The 19,615-nt window shown below is 71.8% G+C and carries 9 protein-coding genes and 2 pseudogenes; 3 read left to right on the forward strand and 8 right to left on the reverse strand.

Translation table 11 applies throughout. The features are described from left to right. Positions 1-45: 45 nt before the first annotated feature. The 3 genes from TU30_RS18000 to TU30_RS18010 are packed head-to-tail and all read right to left on the reverse strand — an operon-like array spanning position 46 to position 2,188. Positions 46-309, reverse strand: coding sequence for a biotin/lipoyl-containing protein (locus TU30_RS18000; RefSeq protein ID WP_042171202.1), 264 nt, complete (start codon positions 307-309; stop codon positions 46-48). Next, positions 306-1,283, reverse strand: coding sequence for an alpha-ketoacid dehydrogenase subunit beta (locus tag TU30_RS18005; protein WP_042171205.1), 978 nt, complete (start codon positions 1,281-1,283; stop codon positions 306-308). Before TU30_RS18005 ends, TU30_RS18000 begins: the two co-directional genes overlap by 4 nt. Further along, a complete protein-coding gene (locus TU30_RS18010; RefSeq protein WP_234307896.1) occupies positions 1,283-2,188 on the reverse strand; it encodes a thiamine pyrophosphate-dependent dehydrogenase E1 component subunit alpha in 906 nt (301 codons plus the stop codon). Before TU30_RS18010 ends, TU30_RS18005 begins: the two co-directional genes overlap by 1 nt. Before the next feature lie 550 nt (positions 2,189-2,738). Here TU30_RS18010 and TU30_RS34215 point away from each other — a divergent pair. Next, positions 2,739-2,843 (forward strand): annotated as a pseudogene (locus tag TU30_RS34215) (MbtH family NRPS accessory protein); the annotation flags it as partial. Positions 2,844-2,854: 11 nt separating this feature from the next. Here TU30_RS34215 and TU30_RS33225 read toward each other — a convergent pair. Both TU30_RS33225 and TU30_RS18020 read right to left on the reverse strand, forming a co-directional pair. Next, positions 2,855-4,142 (reverse strand): annotated as a pseudogene (locus TU30_RS33225) (ISAs1 family transposase). Positions 4,143-4,226: 84 nt separating this feature from the next. Then, complete coding sequence (locus tag TU30_RS18020; RefSeq protein ID WP_042171209.1) at positions 4,227-5,423, reverse strand: serine hydrolase; 1,197 nt, start codon at positions 5,421-5,423, stop codon at positions 4,227-4,229. Between the two features lie 639 nt (positions 5,424-6,062). Here TU30_RS18020 and TU30_RS18025 point away from each other — a divergent pair. Then, positions 6,063-7,619, forward strand: coding sequence for an FAD-dependent monooxygenase (locus TU30_RS18025; protein WP_234307897.1), 1,557 nt, complete (start codon positions 6,063-6,065; stop codon positions 7,617-7,619). Between the two features lie 389 nt (positions 7,620-8,008). On the opposite strand, the gene TU30_RS18030 is transcribed toward TU30_RS18025, so the two are convergent. The 3 genes from TU30_RS18030 to TU30_RS37335 form a co-directional block, all read right to left on the reverse strand. Continuing rightward, the gene (locus TU30_RS18030; protein ID WP_042171211.1) at positions 8,009-10,282 is read right to left on the reverse strand and encodes a UvrD-helicase domain-containing protein; all 2,274 of its coding nucleotides are present in this window, start codon (positions 10,280-10,282) and stop codon (positions 8,009-8,011) included. Then, on the reverse strand, positions 10,279-17,241 hold the full coding sequence (locus TU30_RS18035) for a DEAD/DEAH box helicase (RefSeq protein ID WP_042171215.1): 6,963 nt from the start codon (positions 17,239-17,241) through the stop codon (positions 10,279-10,281). The genes TU30_RS18030 and TU30_RS18035 overlap by 4 nt, the downstream gene beginning before the upstream one ends. Before the next feature lie 118 nt (positions 17,242-17,359). Further along, positions 17,360-18,250, reverse strand: a complete 891-nt coding sequence (locus TU30_RS37335) for an AAA family ATPase (protein WP_052479846.1) — start codon at positions 18,248-18,250, stop codon at positions 17,360-17,362. A gap of 295 nt (positions 18,251-18,545) precedes the next feature. Between TU30_RS37335 and TU30_RS18050 the strand changes: the two genes are divergently transcribed. Next, positions 18,546-19,607 (forward strand): beta family protein, encoded by a 1,062-nt coding sequence (locus TU30_RS18050; RefSeq protein ID WP_042171219.1) that lies wholly within the window; start codon positions 18,546-18,548, stop codon positions 19,605-19,607. The last annotated feature ends 8 nt before the right edge of the window (positions 19,608-19,615 follow it).

Raw genomic sequence — 19,615 nt, forward strand, 5'->3', positions numbered from 1 at the left:
CTCCGTTTGGGGGGAATGGCTCACAGGGCCGGGGTGTCGGGCTTCTCATGCGGGGCCGGGCTGCCCGGCCGCCAGCCGGTACAGGGGCTCACCGGACTTCAGGACCGTGCCGGCCGTCGCGGAGTGGGCCGTGACCCGTCCCGCGAGCTCCGCCACGATCTCCGTGCTGGCCTTGTCGGTCTCCACGACCGCGATCACGTCCCCCCGCTCGACCAGGTCGCCGACGGTGGCGACCCACTCGATGAGCAGGGCCTCGCCGAGGCCGTGGCCGAAGCTGGGAACGTACATGTCCACCGGGGAGTCGGTCATTTCGTCATCACCAGCACCTCGTCCGTGATCTGCTGCACACCGATCAGGTAGTCCTTCTCGAAATCCGCCGGAGGATAGGCCCGACGGGCAGGAGCCAGCCGGCGGACGGGAGCGCGCAGGACACCGAATCCGTGCTCGGCCACGAACGCGGCGATCTCGGCGCCGATGCCGACGTCCTTGGACCCCTCGTGCACGATCAGCAGCCGCCCGGTGCCGGCGACGGACTCCATCACCGTGTCCATGTCGAGCGGGGCCACCCAGCGCAGGTCCACCACCTCGACGTCCGCAGTGGGGGCGAGGGCGTGCGCCGCCTGCAGCACCTCGTGGGTGACCGCGCCGAAGGCGGCGATCGTCAGGTCCGTGCCGCGCCGCACCACCCGGGCCGCGGTCGGCGACTTCGCGGGCCGGGCATCCCGGACGGGCGCGTTCCGCCGCCAGTACAGGCGGATCGGTTCGTACACCACCACGGGCGAACCGAGCCGTACCGCGTACCGCAGGATCTGGTCGGCGTCCTCGCCCGTGGACGGGCACGCCACCGACAGTCCCGGAACGCGGGCGAACAGCGCCTCGTTGGACTCGCTGTGGTGCTCGACGCCCCGGACGCCGCCGCCGCTCGGGATACGCACCACCAGGCTCGGGCTGACCTGCCCGTTCCACCGCTCGCCGATCCGGGCCGCCTGGGTCACCAGCTGGTTCACCGCCGGATAGGTGAACCCGTCGAACTGGATCTCGCAGACCGGGATCAGCCCGCTCATCGCCATGCCGACCGCCTGGCCGACGATCGTGGACTCGGCGAGGAGCGAGTCGCGGACCCGGTCCGCTCCGAAGCGGTCCCGCAGGCCCCGGGTCACCCGGAAGACGCCCCCGAGCCGGCCGATGTCCTCGCCGAGCAGCAGCAGGGCGGGCTCCTGGTCGAGCAGGCCGGCGAGGGTCGCGTTGATCGACTCCGCCAGGGGCGCGGACGCGGTGTTCATCACGTGTACTCCTTCATCAACTGCTCGCGTAGCAGCCGGACTTCCGCCTCGACGCCGTCGAACCACGTGGCGTCCACCAGGCCCGGGTCCCGCAGCCGGGCCGCGTAGGCGGTCACCGGGTCCGCCGCCCTGGTCTCCGCGATGTCCTCGCCGGAGCGGTAGATCTCCTGGGCGTCGGAGGTCGAGTGGCCGTGCATGCGTGCCACCTGGATCTCCACGAGGCAGGGCGAGCGTTCGGCGCGGACGTGGGCGGCGGCCCGCGAGCAGGCGGAGAAGACGGTCTCCGGATCCCTGCCCGGGATCCGCACCGCCTCGATGCCGAAGCCCCGGGCGCGCTCGGCCAGCGAGGTGCGCATCTGCTCCCGGGCCGGCTTCGAGATGGCCCAGCCGTTGTTCTGGCAGACGAACAGCACGGAGGCCGACTCGACGGCCGCGAGGTTCATGGCTTCCGACATGTCGCCCTCGCTGGTGGCGCCGTCCCCGATGTACACGACGACGAAGTCCTCGCGGCCCTGCAGTCGTTGCCCGATCGAGTAACCGACGCCGTGCAGCGTCTGCGCGGCCAGCACCAGGGTGTAGGGGAAGAAGCGCAGGCTGAGCGGGTCCCAGCCGCAGAAGGTCCGGCCGCCCCACTGCGCAACCAGTTCGGCGGGCGTCACGCCGCGCAGGAGGGCGACGGCGTGCTCACGGTAGCTGGGGAAGACGGTCGGGGCCGGGCCGACGGCCAGCGCGGAGCCCACCTGGGCGGCCTCCTGTCCCCGGCAGGACAGCCAGAGGTCCAGCGCTCCCTGCTTCTGCAGTTGCCGGGCCTCCTCGTCGACGCCCCTCGCCACCAGCATGTGGCGCAACAGCGACCGCCGCGTGTCGTCGTCTGGATCTGTCGTGTACTCGGATTCTGACGTCAAGTCCGATCACCAGTCGTAGGTCCGTCGAGGGGCTTTCTTCCGTGATGCGTGCGGAACACACCGGAGGGCTTCCCGCGGAAAGGGAAACCGCACCGCGCGGGCCGGACGCGGAATACCGGTGAAAAGGAGAACCGGTGCTCGCGCGCAGGTGGGGCGTACGTCGGTGCGTATCCACCCCGGTAGTTCCGGTGCGGAATGGTGGAAGAGGGAAACCTTCGGCCGCCCGTTCTCCGGAACGGTCCCGGTCCGTTGCGGGGAAAGGACCGAACCGAATACGGGTGTGCCCGCTCCGGGCCGCTGATCGGTCATGGTGGCACAAGAACCCCGGCGGATACAGATTGCGGCGGACGACCACGAGGCCGGTGTTCTTCCGCCTTGTGAGGTCGGCGGCCGAGACCTAAGTTGGCGTTGGCATTCCAGGGGCGCTGCGGATGCCGGGATGTCCCGTCGACGGGACGACGCCGATCGGTGAACCCGCCCCTGACCCTTTCCCGAACTCGGCCTGGCGTTTATTCCTGCCGAGTCCCCCGCGACGTTCGAGGACGGTGGAATGAGCACGAACCCTTTCGATGACGAAGACGGTCGCTTCCATGTGCTGGTCAACGACGAGGAGCAGCACTCCCTGCGGCCCAGGGCCCCGGCGTTTGCCCGGGTCGTCCGGTTTGATCATGTGATGCCGTAGAGGCTGAGGACGAGGGTGCGTTCGGTGTGGGCTCGGCGTCCGGCGGCGGTGTTGACGTACCCGGCAAGCTTGAGCGCGTCGCGGATCAGGTCGCGGAGGGCGGCGAGGACCGAGGGCGTGTTGTGGGTCCTGACCTGGGACTTGTCCTCGTTGAAGGTCACATCCCGGCACCAGTGGACGGTGTTCTCCACCGTCCAGTGCCCGCGAGCCCAGGACGCGATCTCGGCGGCACTCGCCTCTTCGGCGGGCAGGTCGGTGATGGCGTAGACGGTCTCGCTGGACCACTTCTTCGCCCCTGTAGAGACGGCGTCGGCGCTGGATGCGCAGGACCTGGGCCGCGTGGGGGAAGAGCAGGCCGTCGACGGTGACGGCCTGGACGAGACGCTGTTCGTGGCGGCCGTGGCCGCGGGCGTCGTCGCGGTGGATGACGGGGATCTCCTTCCAGGGCAGGGAGTGGAGTTGACGGGCTTGGCCGCGCTGGTTGTTCTTGATGGTCAGCAGGTAGTGGGCGCCGCGTTCGTGCAGGCAGGTGGCGTGGTCGCGTGGGGCGTGGAGGGCATCGGCGGTCACGACCGCCCCCTGGAGGTCGGCGTCGTCGATCTGGTCGAGGAGGGGTTGGAACTCGGGGATTTCGTTGGTCTTCGCGCCGATCTCGCGGGAGGCGAGGGTGATGCCGTCGCCGTGCCGGACGGCGGAGAGCACGAAGACCCGGCTGCCGTCCGGGCGCCTCGCGCCGCGCGGGCACTTGCCGTCCACCGCGATCGCCCGGCGCCGGGAGCGCACCGGTTCGGCGCGGGCGGCCGCCCGGTGGGCGCGGCGCTGTTCGCGTTCGATGCCGCCGTCGGGCATGAGCGGCTCGGGAGAGTGGGACAGCAGGGGCCGCAGGTGGTCGTAGCCGGCCGCGCTGATCTCACCGGGATCGAGCCGCCCCAGAACGGTGCGCAAGGTCTTCTCGCTCGGGATCCGGTAGCGGCCGCGCAACGGATGGTAGGGCAGACCGAAAGCGGCCAGTTCCTCCGGCGTCGCACGTCGGCACCACTCCGCCGCCGCGGTGATGGAGTCATGGCCCGCCGGGGTCATCGCACAGACCACCAGGGCCAGCAGCGAGGAGACCCGGCAGCGCACCCCGCACGCCCCGCGAGGATCGGTGACCGACTCGAACTCGGCAACCGGGCCGCGGACTTGGCCTCGCGCAGCATCCGAGCCGAGGGCCTCCAGGCGGGGCGCCGGAGAGACGGGAACGACGGCAGGGGATGATGGAGGAACGAACACGGCACCTTCGTGGATCTTGCAGCGTAGAGAACTCCATGATCCACAGGTGCCGTGTTCATCTGCTTCCGGGGCCCGCCAGCATGATCAACCGGCCCAGGCCGGGGCGATCCGGGCAAACGCCGGGGCCCTGGCCTCCAGGATGGGGAGCACGGTCTCCGCCCCCCAGCTGCTGTTGTAGTTGACGGTGATCTGGTGGCCGCCGTCCTGGGTGGTGGCGGCCAGGGTGATCCACCCCGGCATGCCCCCGTCGTGGTACCAGAACGGGACGCCGCAGCTCGTCGTGAACCGTTCGATGCCGAGCCCGTAGGCCGACCCGGGGAAGTCGGGGTTGTCGACTGTGGTCAGCATCGCCTTCAGCTGACGCGGCGGCAGCAGCTTGCCGCCCACCAGGGCCCGGTAGAACCGGTTCAGGTCACCGGCACTGGAGATGATGTCGCCGTCACCCCAGCCCTGGGATCCGTTCATCTCGGTGACGTCGTCGACCCGGTCGGGCTCCGCGGGGAAGAGCCGGGCGTAGCCGCGGCTGCTGGGCCGGGGCAGGCCCGCGTCCTCGCCGGGGTGGGACGTCGCCTTGAGCCCCAGCGGTTCGATGATCCGCTCGCGCACCTCGTCCTCGTACGGCCCGCCCGCGACCTTCTCGACGATCAGCGCGGCCAGGATGTCGTTGGTGTGGGAGAACCAGTGCCGCGCGCCGGGCTGGAACGGCGGCTCATGGGAGAGAGCGACCCTCAGACGCTGCTCGGGCGTCACGGTGTCGTAGCGGTGCCGCAGGAATCCCTCACCCGTGATGTAGGTCGCGACGTACCTCTCGTCGGCGAGGTAGTCGAACAGGCCGCTGGTGTGGTTGAGGAGCTGCCGCACGGTGATGCGGCGGCCGTCGTTGCCGTTCCCCCGCACCACCCCGGGCAGGTGGCGCTCGACGGTGTCGTCGAGTCGGAGCCGCTGCTCCGCCTCCATCTGCAGCAGGACGGTCGCCACGAACGTGTTGGTGATGGTGCCCACACGGAACCGGTCGTGCTTGCCGCGCGGTGCGCCCGTCCTCAGGTCACCGACGCCGGCCGTCGAGGACCACACGCCGTCGGCGTCCCGCGCCTGGGCGGTGACGCCGGGGACACCGGCTGCCACGGCCGCGCTCAGCGCCCGCTGCGTGGCCGTGTGACCAGCCGCCGCGGCACGGGTGTCCTGCGACGCCCGGGCGGGAGCAGTGAAGGCGGTGGCCACCAGCACGGTGGCCGCCGCCAGAGCGACCGTGCCGGCCTTGAGGCGCTTGCGAATCGTCATGCGTGCTCCTGGAGTCGTTCGTCATCGGCTGTGCGGTCCGCTGCTCGACGGCGCCCGCGGGTGGCCGGGCGGGTGGGGGGACCGGGCGGCGTGCTCGGGCCTCGGGCGGCTTCGGCGGCACCGGATCCCGGTGCGTCCACGGCACCGCCCGGCCCGCGTCCGCCGTCCCGCCGGGTGCGCGGCAGGACACTCACGAAGACGCGCGCTCGGAAGGCGGTGGGGCCCTGGGCGATGCCGCGCACGGACGCATGCCCGGCCGGCCGTCGGCGCCCACCGGGTGTGTTCGACCGTGGGCGCGGGTCCGGGACGTGCGGTTGCCGGACCGCCGGCAGCGGAGGGACGACACCGGATGCGGCCGACCGGCGTGTCCGCCCCCGGTGAGCGGCACCAATAGAGCACACCCCGCCTCGCACCGGCAACGGAACCGGGTTCGTCCGGCCGCCGCGGCCTCGTCCCGCCGACGGGACACGGGACGAGGCGGGAACCGGGCCCATGGACGAGCAGCGACAGACGGCAAGAACGTCCGGCAGCGGCGCGCCCCGTGTGGCCCGGCGTTGTCTTGACCGTCTGATCCGCCTTCCGTGACGGTGGTGGTGCTCCGCGGACGTCGGAGGGAGCGCGAGCGGCAGGAGGAGACGGGTGGGGCACAAGGGCAGGGACACCGACGTGGTGATCGCGGGCGCCGGGCCGACGGGTCTGATGCTCGCCTGCGAACTGCGACTGGCAGGCGTCGACGTGACGGTGGTGGACCGGCTCGCGCGGCGCACGGGGGAGTCCCGGGCCGGCGGGATGCACTGCCGCACGCTGGAAGTGCTGGACCAGCGAGGGGTCCTGGACCGTTTCCTGGCAGCCGGTGAACTGACGCCGGTCGGTCATTTCTCGGGACTCATGCTGGACTTCGACAGGCTGGAATCCCGGCATCCGTATCCGCTGATGATCCTTCAGTCAGCGGTCGAGCGACTGCTGGAAGAGTGGGCCACCGACCTCGGCGTACGGGTGCGCTGGTCGGCCGAGCTGGTCGAAGCACACCAGGACGAGGACGGGGTGACCGTCGGTCTGCGCATGTTGGAGGCGGCCTTTGCACCGCTGCGCGCCCGCTATCTGGTGGGCTGCGACGGCGGCCGCAGCACGGTGCGCAAACTGGCGGACATCGCCTTCCCCGGCACTCCGGCGACGATGACCGCGATGATCGGCGACGTCGAACTCCCCGACCTGCCCGAGGAGTACGTCTGGGCGAGGCGCTGTGCGACCGGCGAGTACTCGGCGATCCCCTTCGAGCCGGGCTGGTACCGGGTGATCACGTCCGACTACGACCGTGTCGCGGACCGCGACGAACCCGCCACGTTCGAGCAGCTCCGACAGTCGCTGATCACGCTGGCGGGCACCGACTACGGGATGCGCAACCCGCGGTGGATCTCCCGGTTCGGGGACGCCGCGCGGCAGGCCGCCCGCTACCGGGCGGGCCGGGTCCTGCTCGCGGGCGACGCGGCCCACATCCACTTCCCGGCCGGCGGGCAGGGCCTGAACACCGGAGTGCAGGACGCGGTCAACCTGGGCTGGAAACTCGCCTCGGTGGTGCACGGCCGCGCACCGCAGAGCCTGCTCGACACCTACCACGCCGAACGCCATCCCGTGGGGGAGCGGGTCCTGCAGAACACCCGGGCGCAGGCAGCCCTGACCCGCCCGGGCGCCCAGACCGACGCACTGCGCGAGGTGTTCGCCTCACTGCTGGTCCACGACGACGTCAACCGGCGGCTGCGTGACATGCTCACCGCCATGGACATCCGGTATCCAGTCGGGGGCCGTCACCCGCTGGCGGGCCGCCGGGTGCCGGACGCCGGCCTGAAGACGCCCGAGGGTGCCGCACGTGTCTACGAGCTGCTGCACGCCGCCCGCCCGGTCCTGCTCGACCTGCGAGGAAACGCCGACCTGGGCACGGCCGCCCGGGACTGGGCCGACCGCGTCGACGTCGTCGAGGCGCGGTGCGAGGACGCGTACTGGGCCGTCCCGTCCCACGACGACATCCCGGCTCCCGGCGCCCTGCTCATCCGCCCCGACGGTCATGTGGCCTGGGCGGCCGGGCCGGACAGTGTCCCCGACACCGCCGCGCTCCGGACCGCTCTCACCACCTGGTTCGGCCCACCCCGACCCGGTCCCCAGAGGGCGACGGCGATCCCAGGCCCGGGGGGCAGCTGACGGAACACACGAGTCGTCGTACCCTCCGCACACCACCCAGTACAAAACTTGCTGACGCTCGGAGGGGGTGTCGGGGTACGGAGTGGCGGCTGGCCTGGGACCGCCCTCGGTGCGCCAGAGCGGCAGTCGCTCGGGCAAGGCATCGCCAGCCGTGGGGCCCAGCTCACCGCCCATCGACGCCGAGCGGTTGTACGTCATGACGCTCGTTTGACGCTCTGGTCTCCCGCAGGCGGAACAGCGAACCGAGAAAAGGCATCTGACCTGGACTTTTCCGAGAACCGCTCAGGCCGACATCTTTCCGATGACGCACCACGTGGAGTGCGTCGCGGTTCTTGGGCCGGTGGCAAAGGGGCGCTGACCTGGCCGGGGCCCATGACGATGCCTCACTCTCAGGACGGCGACGCCGACGGGGCGACCCACGAGTCGTCGAGGAACGGGCTGGGCTTTCCGTGCCAGAAGACGTCCACGCTGTCGCGGGCCCGTGTTGCTGCCACGAACAGCAGGGACCGGGCGCGCTGGATCTCGTGCCGGTAGCGGACAGGGTCCCTGTCGCGCAGGCTGTTGACGGCCTCGCGCGGCACGAGTCCGTACGCCACGCCCGCGATGACCATGCGCTGGTACTCCAGCCCTTTGAACCGGAACATCGTGCCGATGTGTACGCCGGTGGAGCCGTTCGGGCCGTCGGAGCGGATCTCCACCGAGTCGATGCCGCGCAGCTTGAGCGTGTAGGCCATCTCGGCCGCCATCTGGTTCGTCGGCACGCAGATCGCGATCTGCTCGTGCGGAACGGCCATGTCCGTGTCGGTGTCCCACTCCTCGATGAGCGCGGCCACGCCTTCCCGCTCGGAAGCCCAGTCCGGGAACGCGTGTCCGACGGGAAGCCCTCCGCTGAGCACTGACCGATAGCCGGCGAGTGTTTCCTCGCTGCCGTCGAGGTCGTCGTACGTGGTGTCGCCCAGCACTCCGAGGGCGGAGCGCAGGATCTGCCGCGTCGTGCGGTAACTGAGGCTCAGCTTCGAGGACCGGCCCCGGATGTTGACGCCGAGGCTGCCCAGCGTCACCTGGTTCTTGTAGATGCGCTGGTGGGTGTCGCCGACCAGGAACAGGTCGTCGGCGCCGCGAGGGACCATCGCACGCAGCATCTTCCAGTGGGCGGGGCGCAGATCCTGCGCCTCGTCCACCACGATGTGCCGGTACCGGTGGCGCACCCAGCCTCCTGAGCCGTCCTGGAGGTGGATGTTGTCAAGGCCGCCCGCTTCCTCCCGCTGTCGGGCGATGTTCTGGATGCGCTGTTCGCGGCCGATCTCCAACCGTGCGGCACGCTCCGCCACCTGGTCCCAGGTCTGCCGCCCGAGCCGGTCCAGCCGCTGGGTGAAGCGCTCGGCGAGCTGCCAGATCTCGGCCCGCTCGGCGCGGCCGATGTTCCTGCCGCGTCCGGCGCGCCGGGCCCTGAAGTAGTCGGTGCGGGTGCCGACGGCCTGGCCGAGGATGACCTGCGTCCACTCGTCGTGCAGGAACTCCGCGTCCCAGCCGCCCTCTCCCAACTCGTCCAGCAGCCCGCGCCATTCGCGTACGGCCTGGCTGTCGTCGATGGTCTGCTTGCCGCTGCCCGGTTCTGCCTCACGGACGATGCGCAGGGCCAGCTGGTCCACGTGGCTCACCTCGACCCGGCTCAGCAGTTCCTCGCCCCCCAGCTCCAGGAGCCGAGCGCGCAGGTCGGCGGCCAGGTTCTTGTTGTACGTGGTCAGCAGGACGGGCTTGTCCCGGCCCGGGGGAAGCTGCCGTACGAGATGCCGTACGCGATGCAGGGCGACGATGGTCTTGCCGGTGCCGGGGCCGCCGCCCACCCGGGCGGGGCCGTTGCAGCGCCGTTCGACCAGTCGGGCCTGGGTGGGGTGGAGGAAGACCTTCCAGCGGCCGAAGTCGCCGCTCTCCAGTGCCTCCTTGAGGGCATCGTCGGTGGTGGTGACGACCGTCGCCGGCCGCTGTGCCGCGGCTTCGAAGTCGTCCGGATCGACCGGTTCGGTGGCGGCCGCCGGCCGGGTCACCTGGTCGAGGACGTCCTCGTACGACGCTCCGTCGAACAGAGCGAGGAGCACTTCCCCGGTGAGCTGCGGCGCGTACTCGACGAGCCCCAGCAACTGGTCCTCGGTGGCGAGGGTACGGATGACGGGCAGCAGGGAGTCGGCGACACCGAGGTCCGACAGTTGCTCGTCGGACCAGTCGGCGAACAGGGGCCGGGTCTGTGCGGGCTGCGCCGGCGCGGACGGCTCGGTGGTCACCGGGGCTGGTGCGGGCGGGGCGGGGAGGCGGCGCAGGACACTGTCCTCGACCACCTCCAGGTCCACGTACTCGATGCCGCCGGTGACCTGGTTGACGCCGTACGACAGCCGGTTGTAGACGTCCTTGCGGTGCTTGACGGAGACGATCAGCCAGTCGTCTTCGGCGAGCCGCAGCAGCAGCGCCCGGTACTCGTCGTTGACGCGCGCCGACCAGAGCCTGCTGTCCCCCTTGAGCTGCTGCAGTTTGAGCCCGGTGGTGTGGGGGTTGCTCCGGAACTTGTGCTGGAAGTCGAAGAACGCGCCCTTGACCGTGCGGGGGAGCTTGAGGATCTCCTTGTCCGCCTTGTCGAGCAGGCGCAGTGTGACGCCCGAGGTGTTCATCGCTTCGGCTCCCCGTCCCTGATGGTGTCGCTGTCGTGCCGTCGTTCCGTGAGCCGGGCGATCATCGTCGCCGGGGCCCATTCGGCCGCGGTGCGGACCGTCCAGCCTGCCGCCGAGAACACCTTGTCCCGGTCCTGGGCCTCGTAGTCGGGCTCGTCGCCGTCCGTGCGAGGGGCGAGGACCACTCCGATCCGGGCCGTGGGCCATGCCAGTTCGGCCTGCCAGCCGTGGCCGTCCAGCTCGTAGCCGTCCTGAGGCGCGGGCACCGCGGCGTCGGCCAGTGCGCGGGCGAGATCCGTGAGCCCCGGCTCCTCCGGGTCGAGGTACTCGATGACCCGGTCCCAGCCGGGGTCGCGCCCCGGTGCTTCGCCGCCGTGTGCCTCGTCCACGGAGGCCCTCGGCGCGACCGTCTCACCACTGCCCACAGCAGGCACCGCGGGAACCGGGACGACCCCGACGGGCGCGAGCTCGTCCGCGGGCGAGAGCACCGGCGTACGCGTCGACGTCAGCCAGCCCTCCCCGCCGGTCAGGGTGAGAACCTCGGGAGTGAAGCCGTCGAGCATGCTCGTTGTCAGCTGGGCGCTGTCCCCACCGCCGTGCTCCAGGAACTGCAGCACGTTGCTCCAGTACAGCCAGGCACGCCAGCGTCGCTTGTGGGCCGGCTCGTCGGCGAGGGCCGCGTCACCGTCGTCCAGGACGGTGAGTCCCGTCCACACGGGAGGGGTGCGCCTGCCGTCCGCGGCCAGCACCAGACGGCAACCCGACGCGTCGGGACCCGAGAGCAGGCGTACGGGTCCGGTGACCCCGGCGGACATGCCGCCGCGCAGCGCTGCCCCGATCCCCTCGCCGATCCCCTCCCCGGTGAGCGCGGCGGCGCGGACCCCGTCCGCCCCGCTGAGCCCGGCGGCAGCCGCCTCCGTTCGCCGCCTCCAGCGCTCCGGGTCGGGAGAACGCAGATAGGCCAGCAGCAGCCGGGCCGGGTTGACCCATACCGTCTCGGCGAGTTCACCGGGCAGGCCCCGGCCCACGCGGTCGTAGTAGTCGCGGGCCCGCTGCTGTCCGGCCGCGCCGTACGGCTCCCACACGGGGGCGGCGGGGCGGGCTCCCGCGTACCCCGTGTCCTTGATCCGCTGACGCCACTCCTTCACGTCGTGGTAGGTCAGCTGGAACACGCGAAGGCCGTCCGCCCGGAGCCGGGTGCGCTTCGTCGCGTCGTCCGCCAGCCGGTTGTGCTCGCGGGTGGCGTGGTACGCGTAGCCGTCGAGGTACAGGGCCACGCGCGGGCCGGGGGCGTCGAGCCGTTCGAGGAGTATGTCGGGCCGGGTGCCGTCCAGGGCTCGCTGCTGGGAGACGCGCCAGCTCACGGTGGCCCCGTCGGGCGCTGTGAGCCGCAGGTCGAGGGCGTACGTACCGGCGGAGGTCGTGTACGTGTCCGCCGCGGCCCTCGACTCGGCCAGTTTCGCCCAGTCCTGGAGGGTGTCGATGAAGAGGATCTCCAGGTCGCTCTCGGCCTGTCGTTGGAGCGGGATGTGACGGGTCGTCGCCACCGGCGAGGTGCGCCACCCCTCACCGTCGGCGCCCAGCAGCTCGTCCAGCATCTGGCGGACCTCGCCCCGGCTGACCTTGTCGTAGTCGGCGGCCGGTACGCGCCGCAGCAGGCACTGGTGGCAGCCGTCGAGCCCCTTCTCGCGGCATGCGCAACGCTCGATGACGTCCCGTGCCTTGAGCAGTACCTCCCGGAAGCCGTCGGCGGAGGACAGCCGGTGCAGGTAGCCCGTGCCGCCCGGCAGCCGGTCGTAGACGACGAGGAAGCGCCTCGGCCAGTCCGCGTCCAGGTCGCCCGCGTGGTCGGGCATGGTCGCCTCGGCGATGTCGATGTGGTCGGGGTCGCCGCCGTACCGAGCCGCGATTCCCACGAACAGGGCGGCGGTGAACGACGCGAGCCGCTCCTTGACGCGTGCCACCGACGCGGGCAGCAGAATGCGCACGGCCTCGGTGGTCAGTTCGTGGGCGAGCAGCAGCGGTACGTCCTGGCCCCTGCCCCGCTGCTCACCCGCACCGGTGACGGGCTTTCGGGCACGGCGGCGCGGGCACCACAACTGATGGTGCTGGGCGGCCGGAGTGCTCGCCGCGACCGACTCGGTGAGCGCGTGCTGCGGCGTGTCCACCACCGGCCGGCCGTCGGCCGTGGCGCCGCCGCACTCGGTGCAGACGTAGAACGGGTTGAGCCGTACGTCCTGGCCGGCGAGCGGTACCGTGCTGCTGCCGTCCTCGCGGTCGAGCCCGAGGTTCAGTGTCCGGATCGTGGCGTGGCGGGTGAAGTCCACGCCGAACACGGCGCTGTCGTGCCGCCAGGAACCGGGTGCCAGACGGTCGGGGTCGATGTCGACGGTGGTGAGGACCGCGTAGCGCCTGCGGTCCCGCTCGTCGTGGTCGTCGCGGACCCGGGCGTCGTCGCGTTTGTCGCGGGACAGGACCCGCCTGGGCCGCAGTACGCGCTGGACGCAGCCCGCATCGGCGATCTCCCGGCCGTGGCAGCGCGGGCACGGGGCGGTGTTGTGCTCGGCGTTCTGCTCCTCGGTGCGGACGTAGCCGCAGGCGGGGCAGAGCCGCCACACCGACCAGGCGCGGCGCTCGGGACTGCCGACGTCCAGGGCGCGCACCACGTGACGGTAGCCGTTGACGTAGAAGCTGTTCCCGGGGGCGAGTTCGGTCAGGGCCAGCTTGCGGGACCGCTCGTAGTCCCGCGTCTCACTGCGGTACGCCTTGCGGACGGCGCCCTGCTCGGCGGTGCCGGCCCCGGCGGTGTCGTCCTCCTCGCCCGGGGTCTCCGTCCAGTACAGCGTCGCCTCCAGCCGGGTGGTGGTGTCCGTCAGGCTGTAGTTGGGCAGCAGCCCCAGGTCCACCAGGGTGGCGTGGGCGCTGGACTGGCTCAGCTCCCGCAGCAGGTCGCCGGCACCCCGCCGCTCGGCGAGCAGTTCGCGCCGCTCCCGGGCCTGCGACTCGTCGGACTGGGCCAGTTGCTCCGCGGCCTCGTCGATCGCCGCGATCCTGCGGCGCAGCTCCTCGCGCCGCCCCGTCCAGTCCTCCTCGGCCTCCTGCAACGCCCGCGCGATCCCGCTGGTGGCGTACGCCCGGAGTTCCTCCGCCGCGTACGCGGAGACGCCCGCACCGTCAGGACTGTCGGGGTCCCGCACGTCGCTGCCGCCGGGGAACAGGGCCAGGAACTCCTCCACGAGTGCCGCCCCGTGTGTTCGCGCGGCGTCGGCGAGGTCCTCGCACCACCCGCTGGTGCCGAACAGGGCGGAGGACAGCCGGGGGAGCGGCGCCAGCACCTCGCCGTCGGAGGTCCGCAGCCCGCCACGGGCCGCCAGGTCCAGCAGCCGCGCCGTGTACTGGCGGCGCAGGATCTCCACCGCCGACAGGTAGCAGCCCGGCGGCAGAATGGTCCCGGCGATCATCTCGCGCGGCTCGTCCAGGTAGTACAGGTCGCGTGCCTTGCGTCCGCCGAACGCGACGACCAGCGCGTTGCCCGTGCGGCGTCCGGCGCGTCCGGCCCGCTGCACGTAGTTGGCGGGACCGGCGGGCAGGGAGCCGAGGAGCACGGCGGACAGGTCGCCGATGTCGATGCCGAGTTCCAGCGTCGGGGTGCACGACAGCACGTTGGGGTCGGTGTAGTGCGTACCCGCCTTGAAGGCGCGCTCCACGCGCTCCCGTTCGGGGCGGCTGAGCATGCCCGTGTGCTCGGCGGTCACCACGCGGAACGTGCCGCCCGTCAGGTAGAGGCGGCGGTAGTAGTCGCGGGTGTAGTCCCGCTCCGGTGCGAGGGGGCCCGATCCGAAGCGGGACACCTCGGCCTCGGCCGCGGACCGGTCGGTCCGGGGCGCGGTCAGCCGGCCCCTGCACCGGTAGCGGGGGCATGGGTGCCCGTACCAGCGGGTGCGGCGCTCGGGCGTCACGACCTGCTGCCAGCGGCAGTCCTCGCAGGCGACGAAGGCCTTGTTGACGACGGCGTCGTCGAGCAGCCGCACCTCGATGTGGCCGGGCTGCAGCCCGTAGACGCGGCTCTGGCGGTCGCGTGCGGCCCGCACCGAGAGGACGCCCGCGTCGGCGAGGGCGGGCAGCAGCCTGCGCAGGTACTCGGTGGCCCCGGCGGCGTCCAGGTCGAGGCACCTGCGGGTCCAGTCCTGGTACCACCCCAGGCGTCCGGTGAGCGAGTCGAACTCGGTCCTGTCCTTCTGCCCGTCCAGCAGGAACCTCGGCGGGGCGATCCCTTCGGGGAAGGCGGGCATGCCGTCCGGCCTGCGCCCGGAGACGAGGTAGCGGTCGGCGCCGGCTTCCTTGATCCACGTGTCGAGCCACCGGTGCCGCACCGCGCCGCGCAGCCGCAGCCGCTCCAGCAGGCCCCGCACGTACGCGAGGTACCGCTCGGGTGTGGGCAGCCCGCCGACCGCCAGCAGTTGGCCGGGCAGGGCAAGGTGCAGGTCCCGCGCCAGGTCCGTGACCCGCTCCGGGTCCGCCACGGCGACCTCGGCGGCGGCGGTCCGGGTCAGTTCCAGGGTGCGGCCCATGCGGCTGCGCAGCCCGAACTCCATCACCGTCGCGAACGCCAGCCGTTCACCGATCAGCCGCCAGGTCCGCGCGTCGCCGGTGCCGCGGCCGGACAGCAGCCGGTCGACGCCCGGTTCGTCATGCAGATCGGGGGGAACGACGGCGGTCAGCGCCTCCGGGTCGTCCACCGAGTCCAGGACATGGCCGATCAGGTCGTTCAGCGCGGTCGGCGCACCGGACCCGTCCAGGTTGTGGGCGAGCAGTGAGCGGAGCGAGAACTTGTACGAGGCGTTGGCGACGTATCCCGCCCGGTGTGCCGCGTCCTGCGTGGAGTCGTTGAACAGCAGCGTCTTGCGCTCCTCCGGGACGAGCGCGATGTCACCGCCGGTGAACAGCTGGGTGACCGTCGCGGAGGCGAGGGCCGCCCCGGCCGTGCCGAGGAAGCGGATGCTGTTGTCGGTGTGGCAGGCCGGGCACCGGTCGTCCTTGGCGGCCCGGTCGGCGGTCTTCTTGTCGAGCACGGCCAACGCGAACCAGGCGTCGACGAGATCTGCGTCGTCCCCGGTGGTCGGCAGTCGGTAGGTGCCCTGCCCGCCGTCCAGCACCACCACCGACAGCGGGTCGACGCCACCGTCCGAGGGCCGTGCGCCGGTCAGCGCGTCGAGGGCCTGCCGTCGCTCGCGGGCGGTGGCGGAGATGAAGTAGCGCAGGCGCCGCTTGTCCCGGCCCACCCCGGCCCGCCAGATCCGGTCCTGGGCCGTCACGAGTTGCTGCGGGTCGGTCTCGGGGGACAGGGCGGCCCAGCCGGAGCGCCCGCAGTTGCGGCAGTACACGGCGGGCAGGTGCACCTGGGATGGGCGCGGGGCGGTGTCGGTGCCCGGCAGGGGCTGTCCACTCGCGGACGACGGATAGCCGCCGGACGAGGCGTCCGGGTCCTCGTCACCGGGCGGCGCGGCGTTGAGGGCGGCCCGGCGGGCGGCCGTGCGGTCGTCCTCGTACCAGCGGAACTCGGGGGTGCGGCCCACCCCGCGCAGCACCCGGGTCACGGGCCGCACCCACAGGTGTGCCTCGATGTGCAGCAGTGGCCGGGGCCGGCGCTCGTCGGAGTCCGGGTCGCGGGCGGCCGACAGCAGCGCCACGAACCGGGAGAGAGCCTGGAGCACCAGCCGCGGGTTCTCCCGCGCGGTGCGGCCCCAGGAGTAGCCGAACCGGGCGAGCCGGTCCCGCAGCGACCACTCGTCCACCGGATCCCCGCCGAGCAGCGACAGGGCACCGTGGGTGAAGTCGTGCCGTTTCAGGAGCCGCCCGACGCGGAAGGCGTCCAGGCCGGAGCGGCCCAGCATCCGGGCGGCGAGCGCGTCCAGGTCCAGCAGGTCGGGGCGGGCCTCCACGTCCGGTCCCCCGGACACCGCCACGACCTCCTGGGGGCTCGGCGGTTCCGGCAGTTCGTAGTCGACGGCGCCGGTGAACTCGTCGGCGGTCATCCGCTCCTCGCCGATGACGGAGTCCGCGGGGAACGGCATCCCGAACACCCGCGCCGCCACGTCGAGGACGCCCCCGCTCTCCTCGGCCTCCTTGCCCGGCGCACCCTCACCCAGCGTCGCCGAGGTCGCCACCGGGCAGACCGACCCCAGCGGCCTGCCGGGCCGGGACGCGCCGGTGGCGGCGGCCAGCCGGCGCAGCAGCATCGCCACGTCGGTGCCCTGCGCGCCGTCGTACGTGTGGAACTCGTCCAGTACGACGTACGCGGGCTCGGCGCCGTCCCACAGGCCGCGGTCCTCGCCCCGCTGCAACAGCAGGTCGAGCATCTTGTAGTTGGTGATCAGCACGTCGGGCGGCGAGACGCGCATCTCCTCGCGTCGCGTCATCACCCGCCGGAAGTCGGTGTCGGGCCGGTCGCCGATGTACAGGCCCGCCGTGACCTGGGCCAGCTCCGGCCGTGCCAGGTACTCCCCGATACGCCCGGCCTGGTCGGTGGCGAGCGCGTTCATCGGGTACAGCAGCACGGCCTTGATCCCGGCCACCCCTTCGGCCTTCCGCCTCCGGCAGTGGTCCAGTACGGGGATCAGGAAGGACTCGGTCTTGCCGGACCCGGTACCGGTGGTCACCAGCGTCGGGCGGGCGGGGCCGTGGAGCGTGGACAACCGCGCCCATGCCTTGGCCTGGTGCCGCCACGGGGCGAACCCCGGGAAACCGGCCGACGACTCCAGCTCCCGCTGCCAGCCGTCGTCGGCGACGTGGAACGGCGTCCTGATCCGCAGGTAGGGCCCGCGGAAGATACCGGTCTCGGGATGCCCGAGGAACCGTTCGAGCGCGCTGCGGGTGTCTTCGTCGGCGAGGGCGTACGTCGTCGTGAGGTACTGCGTCAGACTGCCGCGGAGCTGCGCGGCGGCCATGGTGGGCTTCACGACGGTCCCCCTTGCGATGCCGGTGCCCTGGTGATCGATACCACCGTATAGGGGGTGGCCGACAGCCCCGGTCGGTGGTGGATCGGGGCCCTCGTCGTCTCAGGCGGGTAGCGGTTCCCTATCTCTTCTTCCATGAGACCAACTGGTCCGCGAAGTCTCTGAACGACCTGTTGTTGCCGGGCGGACGCGGGCTGACCTGGCCGAGTTCCACGACCTCCGCCATGATCTTCGGAGAGTCCGAGACTCGATACGTGGGCTTGCCCAGGTGCCTCTGGAGGTGTTCCTTGGGATGCGCCAGCTTGGTGAAGTCCTTTCGCCGGTCCTCGGACCGCATGGACCAGCCCCGCCGCACCTTCGGAAACGCGTCGGGGAAGAGCATCAGCCACGACTCCATCTCGACGGCGGACAGGGCCAGTGCGCTGTGGCAGGGCAGGGTCTTGCGCAGCTGGGTCGTGATTCTTTCCCGCACCTGGTCGTACCTCTTGTCCGAGACCTCATCCAGGTCGGCGGGGACGACGAAGCCGACGAGCTCTGCCTCACACCCTGCCGTCCTGCGCAGGGCGTCGACCGTCAGGGAGCCTTTGGCCAGCTTGACAGACGTTTTCGCGCCGCCTGCCGGATGCTGGGTGAACCGTTCCTGACGGTACGTCGTGTACGGCGGTCGACCACGGTCCGTCGAAGCCAGCCGACGCCGGGGGATGCGCAGTTCGTAGCGGTCCGGGGTTTCCTCCGAGGCGAAGTCGGAGCAGATGCCCTCGACGCCGACCGAGATCCGTGACACCTGCTTCGCGCCGCCGCGGAACGCCAGAGCATCGAATCCGCCGCGCTCCCCGAAAGCCGACTCGATCCCTTTGCGAGTCACGTCCCCCAGGAAATCCAACGCGTGCAACACGTTCGACTTGCCCGCCGCGTTGGGGCCGACCATGACGGTCAGGGGCCCGAGCGGCAGCTTCGTGTCGGTCAGGGTGCGGAAGTTGCGCACCGTGAGACCGAGTATGCGGTGGTTCAAGCCTCGCGCCCATCGTGGAACGGCCGGGGCGACGACGACCCGGGCATCGAACTGGTCGGCGCACGGCGGACGGTCCCTGAGGCATGCCTGAGTGCCACTCAGTTCCCCACGTGTGTCGTCCACTTGGTACGTCCGACCACCGAGCATCACGAAGCGTACAACTTGCGTCACACCGTCACCAGGTACTTGCGTACTTCAGCCATCCGGACCGAAAGGGCTCTCTTTCACACGCCGTGACGTTCGCGGACCCTGACGGGAAGGGAAAGCGCGCGGGCAGTGCCGAGGGGGAGCCGCGATGTCCGAACCGCTCTACGTTCCCGTGCTGCCGGTCCGGCAGCATGCCCGGATGGCTTACGAGCGCCTTCGGCCCGACATTCAGGCGGCGGTCGCGCCCCTCTGGAACCTCCCGCCCTCCCCGGGGACGACTCCGGCGCAGCTCGGGAAGGCCCACTGGCAGAAGGAACTGCGCCGCGTGAGGGGCGTGCACCGGCGCCATCCGGGCTGGATCGACGCCCCGTTCGCCGAGGCCGCGCAGGCATCGGCACTTGCCGAGATGCTGGCCGAGTACAGCGCACTCAACCACCTGCTCCGCCCGGTGACCGGTCCGGAGCGGGGCGGGACCCAGCAGACGGCCGCGCTGGAGACCGCCCGCCGCTGCGGCTGCGGGGTCGGTGTCCGGGTCCGCATGCCGGGAGAGTGGGACGGAGCCGTCGCCGAGGCCGTCGGGGCCCTGCTGGACCGGGCCGGCCCGGAGGTGCCCGTCGACCTGCTGCTGGACCTGGGCGCCGTCCTGCCCGGCCGCCCAGACGCCGGAAAGGAGGCGCTGCGCGCTCTGGACGCCCTCGTGACACCGGCCGGCGCCTGGCGGACCGTCGCCGTACTCGGCGGGGCGTTCCCCCACGTCACCGACGACATGACGCGGTTCGGCGAGCCGCACGAGGAGCCCCGCGCCGACTGGGACATGTGGCACGAGGTACGGGCCGCCCGCCGGGAACGCCTCTCCCGGCTGGGATACGGCGACTACGGAGTGCAGCCCCCCGCAGCCCTGGCCGCGGAGCCGGGAGGCGGAGGCCCGCCGTGGGGCGTCCTCCGCTACACCACCGACCGCTCGTACGTGCTGTGCAAGGTGCTGAACGGAGGGCCGGACCGAACGGCGGGCATCCGGGCCGCCGCCCGCCGGATCCGCGAGCTGCCCGACTTCCGGACGGCGGTCGCGAGCGCCGGGGAGACCTGGCTGCGCGACTGTGCCGACGGGCCCGTGACGGACAGCGAGGGCACCGGCACGCACACCCAGTGGCTCTGGGCAGGCAGCGTCCAGCACATGACGCACGTCGTCCGGTCCCTGCCCGGAACCTGAACCGACCC

Source organism: Streptomyces sp. NBRC 110035, assembly GCF_000829695.1.
Lineage (GTDB): Bacteria > Actinomycetota > Actinomycetes > Streptomycetales > Streptomycetaceae > Streptomyces.